Origin of the sequence: Levilactobacillus sp. FUA 3915, from assembly GCF_044053135.1 — a bacterium.
GTDB lineage: Bacteria > Bacillota > Bacilli > Lactobacillales > Lactobacillaceae > Levilactobacillus > Levilactobacillus lanxiensis.
This window is the reverse complement of record NZ_CP168704.1, coordinates 138,653-149,730: the sequence shown is the minus strand read 5'-3', so window position 1 is coordinate 149,730 and position 11,078 is coordinate 138,653. Positions and strand designations below refer to the sequence as shown.

Below are 11,078 nucleotides of genomic sequence, written 5' to 3'. Positions count from 1 at the left end.
GGCTAGAACTATAAAGGGCGGCAATAGGTAGCTAAATTGTTCTTCTTAGTTTGCGAAAAATTTCTCCCTATACCCAAACCAAAAACAACATTAAGCAGAAAACAATTATTCTAACGATGTGGTGTTTTAAATGAAAATTATTAATCGCAATTCCATGCATAATGGCAGCACCGATAAGAATGATAGCAGCACAAGTGACAGCAATTTTAATTTCCGTTGAAGTGCCTAGAAAAAGAAATACAGCAATAAGTAATGGGCTAAGTAAATTAAAAGCTCCGGACACTTTCAGCAAACCATTACCACTGACATACGCCTTAAAGTTTGCTAATGTTGCAATCCCCATCAAAATTGAAAATACTAAAATTGCGTACTCAGCTATAACATTTAACATGTAAAGTCCTCCTCATCAGGATGAGCAGAATGCCATTTCTAGCCAATAAAACAAACGCCACTAACATTAAAAAGAGTATACCCCAGATCAACAGAAATCACTGGAATAGTGGTTTCTATAGTTAAGAAACCAAATAAAAAGACCATCAAAGGGCCTAAACAGCAGCAACCTTCAATCGCCTGTAAAATAAATAATATCATGATCCAAAAACTATAGCTTAAATAAATGGGGCTTACCGTAGTACCAGCCTTGACGCAGATCCAGTTCTAGGTCGTTAGCCATTTCGTCTTCCTCGGCGTTTTCCACACCTTCAAGAATGAGCCGGAGCTTGTATTCTTGGGCAATCTTCTTCCAAAATTTTAAGTGTTCTGTAATTTCATCGGCACGGCCCTCTGCCCGGAAGTTTTGCATGGCAAATTTAATCTCACTGGCGTAGGGGAGGACTGGCTTCAAATGCTCGTAGGAATTGACCCCGGTACTGATGTCGTCCAGACTCAGTTGAATGGCGTGGTCATTGAAAAAGTGAACTTGTTCGATCAGCTGTTCATTGGAAACGGCCTTGTCAGTCTCTTCCTCGGTCACTTCGAGAATCAAGTTTACGGGGTAGATTTGCTGTTGGGCAGCGACAATGGCTTTAGCAATCGTGCAATCGATGAATTGGCGCTGATTGACATTAAATGAAACGGAGCCAATCTTAAGCCGCAATTTTTGCGCGGTCCGTTTCATCAAGTCGGCCTGAATGTCGATGGGAATGGATTCGAAGTCTTTGGGTAGGACCCATTTGTCATCGACCTGTTGGCGAATCAATAATTCGTAACCAATTAACGAATTGTTGGAAACATCTAGCTGTGGCTGAAGAAAATAACGGTACATAGTGCTAAGGTCCTCCTTCCAAAGTGTCTGCTCCTATCATACTTTATTTTGACGAAAACGGATAGGGGCGATTTACAAAAATAATCGATAGGGGCTGACTACAAAAACCGCTAATCGTTCAACCCATGATATATTTATTTATATAAAGCCCTATGGATTTATTATATAAAATGTTCTATAGTGGGTGCTATGAATAAATTATTGCGTTATACTTAAGCGTAAGATAATTTATCAGCAGAGGCTGGCTTTGTTGCCAGTTAATTCATTGAAAACAAGGAGACTGATTCCATGTCATGGACTATGTGGCTAGTGCCGCCGATCATTACTAGTATTTTCTTTGTCTTGGGAATCATCACTCTCTACTGGTCCATCTTCACCTGGGTGACTGCCAAGGTGGAGTCGAGCAGTAAGCCCTATAACTTAAAACGGGTTCAGGTGCTGTTGGGGACGACCTGTGCGGTGGTCTCCGTCTTCGCCTTGCAGTTGATTGTGCGGGACACCCACCTGTCGTGGACGTTCACCAATTTCCAACTCCTACTGCTAATCTTCGTCGCGTACTTCCTACAGTTGAAAATACCTAACTGGTTGATTCTATTGGCCGGGGTCGGGTTCATGTTAATGAATGGTAACGTGACGGCCATCCTTTCTTGGGGATACACGTTCCTGTTTGTCCTTTTCTACATGATTTCCTACCAACAAAGTACCCATCTGTGGCGCGCACCGTATACCCGCTACATTACAGTGGCATTGGGCTTTGGGATGGCATTGTGGTTATTTGTTAAATTCCGGTTCCATCTTCCATGGGGCACGTATTGGATTGAGATTGCGGACTACGCCGTGCTAGCGTCATTAATGTACGGGTACTTCCGGATTCAGGACAAGGACCGTCGTATCAAGGATCGGCTGTTCTAGTCCGCCAATTGGGATGCACTAACTCACGTTCAGAATTACGCAGCATATGACCACGCTATCGGTTATCACTTCCATCAAAGTGTTGCCCACAAGAAAAATTTGGCGATGGTCATGTTTGATATCGATCATTTCAAACGGGTGAACGATACCTACGGGCATTTAGCTGGTGACGAGGTCTTGAAGCAGGTCGCCAGTACCGTGGCCAGCACGATTAAGAGCATCAATCCGGAGATTATTCTCTACCGGACCGGGGGCGAGGAATTTAATATCCTCTTGCCAGGCTACGACATCAATCGGAGCCGGCCGGTGGCTGAGGCAGCGTTTGACGCGGTCAAGGCGCTTAAAATCCCATATAACGAGGAAATTTTACAGGTAACCATTTCCGTTGGGGTTTCCGTGCTACACGAAGGTGACCATAATCCGTTGGACTTTTACAAGCGAGTCGATGCCAACCTGTACCATTCCAAGAAGAATGGTCGGCAACAGATTACCATTGGTTAACGAATTCAGACAAGCGAGCGTCCCTACAATAGTGGGGGCGTTTTTGTTTGATAGTCGTTCGGACCCTTTATAAATATTTAAATATCAAATCCATGCGAACCTGAATAAAATCGTGTAAAATACGACTTAACCGGGGGTTCCCGGGCAGAATGGAGCGATCATCGTGATCTTTTTACTATTACTATTGTTACTACTATTTCCCATCTTGCGACTGGTCTTTGGTTTGGCCGGCTGGTTGTTAGGCATCGTGGGAACGTTAATTATCGGCGCCATTGTTTTGGTAGCCTTCGCGGCCCTGTTCCGCTTCTTCATCGTCGCGGTCCTGGTCATCGGTGGCGGCCTCTGGGCCTCTCACGCGCTATTCAGCTAGTATTTTGGTGTGTGTGCGTTGCGCCTGCGGCAGTTCAGGAAGGCCAACCTGTGGGGAACGGTCGAAGCCAAAGCGGTCTTCAACCTCGTGGGTGAGCCTTGAAAAGCACAAGTCTCACCCACGTCCCGTGCTGTAAGGCCGGGCAAAACTCCCGACCAACAGCACCGACACAGGCAGGCCTTCCTGACTGCCTCCAGCTACACTCGGACTAGCTGGGAAAAAATGGGCCGGTCGTGGAAGTGACCTTGGCTGGAGTTCATTTCCATCCCAGATTACGAGAAAACCTTTGAGACTGCAACCTGTTCCACCCGGCTTCAGCCACATTCAGACTGACTAAATAGCGTCGCAACTAATTAACAGATAATGTTATAACGACAACAGAAAATGACGAATGGCATTGTGGGCTAAACCCGTGTCAGCCGCAGGGCTGGGAAAACTGGGCCGGTCGTGGGAGTGACCAGAGGTGGGCCAAGATGGCCGGCTGTGTCGATGGTCTTAGCTGAGGTTTCTCACTCAGCTTAGCCCATGGGACGACCTTTGAGACCGCCTTTTGGCTCAAAGTCGAGGTGGAAGCCCGTTCCTCAGGCTGGAACCGACCCCACAGCAGGTTATCTTGAGCCCACCGCTGGGAACGGACACGACCAGGCCCAGTTTTCACCAGCCCGGAGGCGATGAGTACACGCGTTTAACCCGTAAGCCCATAAATGAAGACAAAACAAAAACGGATGGCCAGCTTGTACTAGGGTCCGTCTGAAAACTACTTAAGTAAGATGCAAATTGAGGCAATGTAAACCGTAGCCAGATAAACATGAGCGAGCTTATCATAACGCGTTGCAATCCTACGAAAGTTCTTCAACTGATTGAAGAAGTTCTCAATCAAATGGCGCTCACAATAAACGTGGTAATCACAGGTCCACTTGTCTTTGGTATTTTCCTTTGGCGGAATGGTATAGACGGCTGCTTTATCTTTAATATACTGGCGAAGTTTCGCGGTGCCATAGGCTTTATCCGCGATAATATTTGATTGAGAAATATCGAAGCCTTCCAGCAACTCACTGGCAACTTGGCTATCATGTACTTGACCACCTGTTAGGCGAAAACCCAAGGGATTCCCTAATCCGTCAACGAGTGCGTGAATCTTGGTCGTTCGGCCACCTCGACTTAGTCCAATAGCTTGATTTTCGACCATACATTCGGCGTTTTTTTTGCCCCAGTGGCCTTTTGATGCGCTCGAACGATCGTTGAATCTAAGCTCAAGTTTTCCATGTCGGGATTGTCAATCAATTCGAGAAAAACCTGTTCGAACAAGCCTGAACTTACCCAGGCTCGGAAGCGACTATACACCGTTTTCCAAGAGCCATAGCGTTCAGGTAGATCACGCCAAGGAGCCCCGCTGCGCATGAGCCAGAGGATAGCGTTGAGGGCGGTACGGTTGTCTAGGCTTGATGGACGGCCAGTCCGGTATGGCGGGAAGTATCCTTTGATTCGGTCCCACTGAGCATCTTCCAGTTCGTATCGTTTAGGTGTTGTCATCGGAATGCCTCGATTCGTTTTTCCTCAGATTATACCTGAATTTTTAGTTTTCAGACAGTCCCTAGTCCCTGTCAAGTTGACGGATGAAATACTATAATTTTTGTAGATGTGTTTAAGCGGCTTCACCGCGGTACTCAACCGCGGTGGAGCCGTTTCTTTGTGCTGTACGGTCAATATAGTTGAAGTAGTGAATACCTTCCTCAATAAGCTTAATTAGCTCCTCCTTGGTTTTAGGCATTGGGTGGCTGTCTAGCCAGTTTAACTTGAATTCATTCCACCAACGTTCCATTGGGGCATTGTCATAAGGCGTTCCCGGTCGGGACATGCTCCGAACGACTTTGTGTTCGGTCATTAGATTATTAAAATCTTTGGAAGTGTAAGCCGAACCACGATCGGTATGAACCATTGGATGAACTTCTCCAGCTTTGCTAAAGGCTCGCTCAAAGACTTCAACCATTGCGTCACTGGTCTCAGTAACACTCAGATTGTAGGATAAAAGATATCTGCCATATAGATCTAGTACACCACACAAACGAGCCTTGTACTCGCCATTGATACCGTAACGAACTTCGGTGGCGTCCGACAACCACACTTCATTTGGATTATCTGCCATATTAAACCGTTGATTTAATACGTTGTCTCGTATTTCTTGTTCGGCTTGTTTTACTCGATGGTGTTTCTTCAGTCTGCTTTGACACTTGAGATGCAGGAGAGTCATAATCCGCTTAACGCGCTTAAGCGAGACGTAAAAATCAAGATCTGAATCATGATCTAGATAAATCTTCAATTTTCCTGCGCCGATTCTCTGACGATGTGCATTGAAGTACATGAGTATCTTTTGCTTAAGCTGCGCTTCTTGTTGCTCCCAAGGGGTTTCTTCACGATGAAGCCATTGATTAAATGCTTGGCGAGATAGACCCACTTTGCGAAGAATAATGGTTTGGGCGCCATGAATCTGTGGACTGAGTTCCTGGATTGTCTGGAATATTAATTTATGTTGGGCGTTCACTCCTTGTTCTGTAGTTCCCGGATTTTTTTTGCGAAGAGCTCCATTACCTCCTGTTCTTTGAGCTGGGCCTTTAGTTGACGATTCTCTAGTTTTAAACGTTCAACTTCAGTCATTTCTTCAACTGGTTTAGTACGTCCACGGCCATCCTTTAATGCTGTGTACCCACCATCTTTGGACTTGAGAACCCAGGCTCTTACCTGTTGGTAAGAGACGTTGAAGTGTTCGGATGCCTGGGAGTACGAATGCTTTCCAGCTGTGACATACTCCACAATTTTAATTCGTTCTTCGAATGTTGTTTTACGACTCATAATGCGGACCTGCCTTCTTGACGGGGTAGCCATCAATGATTTATTGGTCCCATTATACTGGAATTTCTTAATCCAGTCGCGAAGTTGCTTGTCGCTTCTCAATCCAAAACGATTGCTGATTTCAACTAAACTACCTTTACCATTTAGATAGGCTTCCACGGCTTGCTGCTTGGTCTTTGCACTATAACGTGTCCAGATATGGCGTTCTTCTAGGCCGTCGAGGCCATCACGCTTGTAAAGTTCTCGCCACAAACGAATAGTAGAGCCATAAATACCATATTGCTCAAGGTATTTGCTTCTGTTCAACTTGGTCTGTGATAGACCAGTCAAAATATCCAGTTTCTCCATAGCTGTAAATCTTGTCCTAGGCATAGAAAAATCCCCTTAAAGTTAACAGATGAATTATAGTTTTTCATCTGTCAACCTTAAGGGGACTATAGCAAGCTGGCCGTCCGTTTTTCAATACGTGCGTTATTCAAATGACATCTCCACCAAATAGGTCTGCTCAGCCGGAATGTGGCTGGTCGTGATCCAGACTTCCCGATAGTCTAGTTTAGAACTGCGGGTCCGCTCGAAGAAATCGTTGAGGAGGTCGCCGTTCATTGCCAAGAAGTCATCGTCCATCCGGTTGACCAGCAGGTGGCCAACGGGGAAGTAGAGCTCTGGATTGGCCACGGAAACCGTGTCCGGCACGCCAATCGCGATGACGTTGCTGTTGCGCTGCTGGATAAAGCGCACCCGGTCTTGGTGGCGATGGATAAAGGTTAGGACGTTATAGATTGAATCTGAGTTGCTCGCCATTATCTTTCTCCCTTCGGTGACCCCATTGTAACAAATTCTGCGGCGTTTGCCAGTCTCAAACGCTTGCCAGAAGGGGCTTTACTCAGCAATTCGGATTGTGATGTCTGGCCAAAAGTTTGCTAGGACGTGAATGAAAGCGGATACGAGTTTTCTATAAAAATGATGATTGAGCGACAATAAAAATCTTAATTTCCCATACTGACCTTACCGTGGTCGCGGATGGTGGACAGTAACTTGGTAAAAGGTGGCACCGCTGGGTAGCTTAACCACCGTTAGTCAGGGAACGCCAGTGGTTTCCGGCTAGTTAAAATTTGCGGAAATCATTTATTGCAAACCTATTTCAGGCGAGTATAATTATCGCATATGCAATTTTGATGTTTTATAGAGTAACCTTAGAAGAAAGAAGGCCAAATTTCCTATGATGCGACTTGCCCGAAAACACTTGGACTGGTGGGCAGTAGCCCTTGCTGTTGGGTTTATGATTATACAAGTTGCCTGTGACCTTTCCTTACCGACGTTGACTTCGGACATCATCGATAAAGGGATCGCCAACAACGATATCGGCTACATCTGGCGGACTGGTGGGCAGATGCTCCTCTTGAGTTTCATTGGGGTGTTAGGTGCTGCCGGGAACGTCTACTATGCGTCGACCCAGTCACAAAGAATGGGTCAACGAATCCGGACTGATTTATTTAAGAAAGTCACGTTTTCTTCCACTGAAGAGTTTGAAACGGTGGGGAATGCTTCCTTAATTACCCGGACGACCAACGACGTGGTGCAGATTCAAAACGTCATGGTCCAAATGTTACGGATGATGCTAATGGCGCCAATCATGTTGGTTGGTGCGGGTGTGCTGGCGTACGTCAAGAGTCCCCGGCTGACCATGGTTTTCCTCGTGGCTCTGCCAATCTTGGCGTTTTTTACCGGCTTGATCATGTACTTTGCGGTGCCGCTGTTCAAGAGTCTGCAAAAGAAGATTGACCGCATCAACTTGGTTTTCCGTGAAGGACTAACCGGAGTGCGGGTCATTCGGGCCTTTAACCAGGACCAATTTGAACAGGACCGTTTCGAAGGGGCCAACCAGGACTACACCAAGACTGGGATCAAGGTCTTCATGATTGTTTCCTTAATGTTCCCGGTCATCACTTTGATTGTCAGTGGAACCAATATTGGAATCGTTTGGTATGGGGGTCAATTGATTGGCCACCAAGCCATGGAAGTGGGTAACTTAGTTGCCTTCATGACATATGCGACCCAACTTTTGATTAGCTTTATGATGGTTTCCATGGTCTTCGTTTTCCTCCCTCGGGCGCAAGCCTCTGCGGCACGAATCAATGAAGTCATGGACCTCAAGAGTAAGATCAACGATGCGGATCAACCACTTGATTTGAACACCGATGCAGCCAGCTTGACCTTTGATCACGTGAACTTCCGGTACACCGGCGCTGAAAAATTAGCGCTGACGGACGTGAACTTCACGGCAACGGCCGGCCAGACGGTAGCCATTATCGGGGGGACCGGTTCGGGTAAATCCACGCTGGTCAACCTGATTCCGCGGCTATTTGATCCCGAAAGTGGTCAAATTAAGCTGAATGGCACGGCATTGACGGCGATGAGCCAAAAAGCCCTACACGATGCCATTTCTATCACGCAACAAAAAGCTGTTTTGTTCTCCGGAACCGTGCGAAGCAACATGACCTTTGGGATGCCGGATGCCACGGACGAACAGATCTGGCATGCCTTAGACGTGGCTCAAGCCAGCGACTTCATTAAAGAAGAAGGCGGCTTGGACGGTGTCGTTGAACAAAACGGGGATAATTTCTCCGGTGGACAACGGCAACGGCTGGTGATTGCGCGGACCATTTTGAAGCGTGCCAGTGTCTACATCTTTGATGATTCCTTCTCCGCCTTGGACTTCAAGACTGATTCCTTGTTGCGGCAAGACTTGCGGAAGGATGAACAGGTTCAAAATGGGGTAACCGTTATCGTTGCCCAACGGGTTTCCACGGTTGCCGATGCCGATTTGATTTTGGTTATCGACGGTGGGAAGATCGTTGGTCAAGGGACCCACGATGAACTGAAAGAAAGTAACGAGACTTACCAAGAAATTCTCGATTCACAACTGCGGAAGGGGGATACCGTCGATGCGTAATGGACGTGGTGCCGCAACGAAACAGCGGCCACAAAAATTCTGGGGAACGACGATCCGGTTGTTCCGCTACATGAAAGCCTGGATCCCCGGTATCCTCGTCGTCTTGGTCTTCGCCATCGTTTCGGTAGTCTTGCAAATCAAGACGCCCAAAATTTTAGGTGAGGCCACGACGGAACTGTTTAAAGGTGTGATGAAGGGGACGGCCGAACTGAAGGCCGGGATTCCGATTCACAACTTACCCGTCGACTTTGGTAAAATTGGCCACATTCTGTTAGTCGTTGGAATCATGTATGCCGGTGCCGCGGTGTTTGGCATCGTGCAACAGCTGATTATGAGCTGGATCTCTCAGAAGGTGGTTTACCGCTTGCGGCGCGACCTGAAGGAAAAGATGCAACGGTTGCCAATCAGTTACTACGATACCCATAGCAACGGGGACTTGATGTCCCGGATGGCTAACGATATGGATAACATCGGTGGGACGCTGCAACAGACGCTCTCCCAAATGGTGACGAGTTTTCTGACGTTCTTCGGTGTGCTTTACATGATGCTGACCATCAGTGGCTGGCTGACGCTGGTGGCCCTGGTATCCGTCCCACTGAGTATTTTAGTGGTCGGCATCGTGGCTCCCAAGTCACAACGCTTCTTTGCTAGTCAACAGAAGAACTTGGGACTCCTAAACAACACGGTTGAAGAAACGTACGCTGGCCATACCGTGGTCAAGACGTTTAACCGTGAAGGTGCGACGCAAGAAGAATTCGAAGAACACAACCGGAAGTATTACCAATCGGCTTGGAAGGCGCAATTTGTTTCCAGTCTGATTTTCCCATTGATGAACTTCGTGAAGAACTTGGACTACCTGGCTGTCGCCGTTATCGGTGGGATTCAGGTTGCCAACGGGACGGTTAGTTTGGGGAACGTGCAGGCCTTCCTGCAATATACCAACCAATTCTCCCAACCCATCACGCAGATGGCTAACCTGACCAACACGATTCAGGCCACGATTGCCTCCGCCGAACGGATTTTCTCCGTGCTGGATGAAGACGACATGACTGACACCACCACGGCTAAATTGCCAGAGCAGACGGCCAGTGAAGGCAACGTCATTGAATTTGATAACGTCGCCTTCAAGTACGTGCCAGACAATCCCTTGATTGAAGACTTCAATCTGAAGGTCAAGGCGGGCGAAATGGTTGCCATCGTTGGGCCAACCGGTGCCGGGAAGACGACCATCATTAACCTGTTGGAACGCTTCTACGATGTCGATGCTGGTCAAATCAAGTACCGTGGGCAAGACACGCACGCCGTTGGGCGGACGGACTTGCGCCGGCACTTTGCGATGGTGCTTCAGGATACCTGGCTGTTTACCGGAACGATTTTTGATAATATCAAATACGGTCGGGAAGATGCGACCGAAGAAGACGTCTACTCAGCTGCTAAGGCGGCGCATGCGGACACCTTCATTCGGCAACTGCCTGACGGTTACGACACGATTCTGAACGAAGCGGCCACCAACATTTCTCAAGGGCAACGGCAATTGTTAACGATTGCTCGGGCCTTTGTGGCTGATCCAGATGTTTTGATCTTGGATGAAGCCACGAGTTCTGTCGATACCCGGACGGAAATGTTGATTCAACACGCGATGAAGCGGTTGTTGGCTGGGCGGACCAGTTTCGTGGTTGCGCACCGATTATCCACGATTCAGAATGCCGAAAACATTGTGGTGATGAACCATGGGCACATTGTGGAAACCGGGAATCATGACAGTTTGCTGGCGGCGGATGGTTTTTACGCCGATCTCTACAACAGTCAATTCACCGGCAACGACTTGGCTTAGGGTTAGGCCGTTGCATTGCGCCTCCGGGCTGGTGAAAATGGACCGTGACGCTGTGGGCACACGTCTGGAGCCTGAGAAGCGGTCTCCAGACTTACTTTGAGCCGAAGATCACGTCTCAAAGATATCAGTTGCCTAAGCGGTAAACCGCTAAGGCAACTCCCACGGCTGAGCCCATTTTCACCAGCCCTGCGGCTGACACACGACTAACCCGTAAGCTGAGTGGTTGTGTTTATTGGCTGCTTACTTGGGCTGTGTGTCTGGTGTGTTTTGGATATTAAAAAATCAAATTATTAGTGCTCTGCCCGTTTTGGGTGGGGCACTTTTTTGAGGATTAGACCTGGTCGCGCCCGTTTCCGGCGGCGAGCTCAAGGCACCCTGCTGTGGGGCCGGTTCC

General features: G+C 47.8%; 10 protein-coding genes and 1 pseudogene. 5 read left to right on the top strand and 6 right to left on the bottom strand.

What is annotated here, in order from left to right; translation table 11 throughout:
• Nucleotides 1–67: 67 nt before the first annotated feature.
• Nucleotides 68–391 carry a hypothetical protein gene (locus tag ACEPST_RS01095; protein WP_204122093.1) on the bottom strand — a complete coding sequence of 108 codons (324 nt, stop codon included), beginning with the start codon at nucleotides 389–391 and terminating at the stop codon, nucleotides 68–70.
• Between the two features lie 210 nt (nucleotides 392–601).
• A complete protein-coding gene (locus ACEPST_RS01090; RefSeq protein WP_204122094.1) occupies nucleotides 602–1,264 on the bottom strand; it encodes an EAL domain-containing protein in 663 nt (220 codons plus the stop codon).
• 288 nt (nucleotides 1,265–1,552) lie between these two features.
• Here ACEPST_RS01090 and ACEPST_RS01085 point away from each other — a divergent pair, with 288 nt between their 5' ends.
• The 3 genes and pseudogenes from ACEPST_RS01085 (at nucleotide 1,553) to ACEPST_RS01075 (ending at nucleotide 3,047) form a co-directional block, all read left to right on the top strand.
• A complete protein-coding gene (locus ACEPST_RS01085) occupies nucleotides 1,553–2,176 on the top strand; it encodes a hypothetical protein (protein WP_239064546.1) in 624 nt (207 codons plus the stop codon).
• A gap of 15 nt (nucleotides 2,177–2,191) precedes the next feature.
• A pseudogene (locus ACEPST_RS01080) lies at nucleotides 2,192–2,677 on the top strand (GGDEF domain-containing protein); the annotation flags it as partial.
• 163 nt (nucleotides 2,678–2,840) lie between these two features.
• Nucleotides 2,841–3,047: a hypothetical protein gene (locus tag ACEPST_RS01075; protein ID WP_204122095.1), complete on the top strand. Its 207-nt coding sequence runs from the start codon at nucleotides 2,841–2,843 to the stop codon at nucleotides 3,045–3,047.
• Between the two features lie 757 nt (nucleotides 3,048–3,804).
• On the opposite strand, the gene ACEPST_RS01070 is transcribed toward ACEPST_RS01075, so the two are convergent.
• From ACEPST_RS01070 to ACEPST_RS01055, 4 genes are all read right to left on the bottom strand, one after another.
• A protein-coding gene (locus ACEPST_RS01070) for an IS5-like element ISLpl3 family transposase (protein ID WP_096109514.1) occupies nucleotides 3,805–4,580 on the bottom strand; the annotation gives its coding sequence in 2 pieces (ribosomal slippage) (nucleotides 3,805–4,256 and nucleotides 4,256–4,580; 777 coding nt in all).
• Nucleotides 4,581–4,692: 112 nt separating this feature from the next.
• Nucleotides 4,693–5,589: an IS3 family transposase gene (locus ACEPST_RS01065; protein ID WP_395390462.1), complete on the bottom strand. Its 897-nt coding sequence runs from the start codon at nucleotides 5,587–5,589 to the stop codon at nucleotides 4,693–4,695.
• A complete protein-coding gene (locus ACEPST_RS01060; RefSeq protein ID WP_395390461.1) occupies nucleotides 5,586–6,245 on the bottom strand; it encodes a helix-turn-helix domain-containing protein in 660 nt (219 codons plus the stop codon). The genes ACEPST_RS01065 and ACEPST_RS01060 overlap by 4 nt, the downstream gene beginning before the upstream one ends.
• Before the next feature lie 123 nt (nucleotides 6,246–6,368).
• Nucleotides 6,369–6,698, bottom strand: a complete 330-nt coding sequence (locus ACEPST_RS01055) for a hypothetical protein (RefSeq protein WP_125766197.1) — start codon at nucleotides 6,696–6,698, stop codon at nucleotides 6,369–6,371.
• Between the two features lie 418 nt (nucleotides 6,699–7,116).
• Here ACEPST_RS01055 and ACEPST_RS01050 point away from each other — a divergent pair, with 418 nt between their 5' ends.
• Both ACEPST_RS01050 and ACEPST_RS01045 read left to right on the top strand, forming a co-directional pair.
• A complete protein-coding gene (locus ACEPST_RS01050; protein ID WP_395390460.1) occupies nucleotides 7,117–8,850 on the top strand; it encodes an ABC transporter ATP-binding protein in 1,734 nt (577 codons plus the stop codon).
• Nucleotides 8,843–10,684, top strand: a complete 1,842-nt coding sequence (locus ACEPST_RS01045) for an ABC transporter ATP-binding protein (RefSeq protein WP_204121428.1) — start codon at nucleotides 8,843–8,845, stop codon at nucleotides 10,682–10,684. Before ACEPST_RS01050 ends, ACEPST_RS01045 begins: the two co-directional genes overlap by 8 nt.
• The last annotated feature ends 394 nt before the right edge of the window (nucleotides 10,685–11,078 follow it).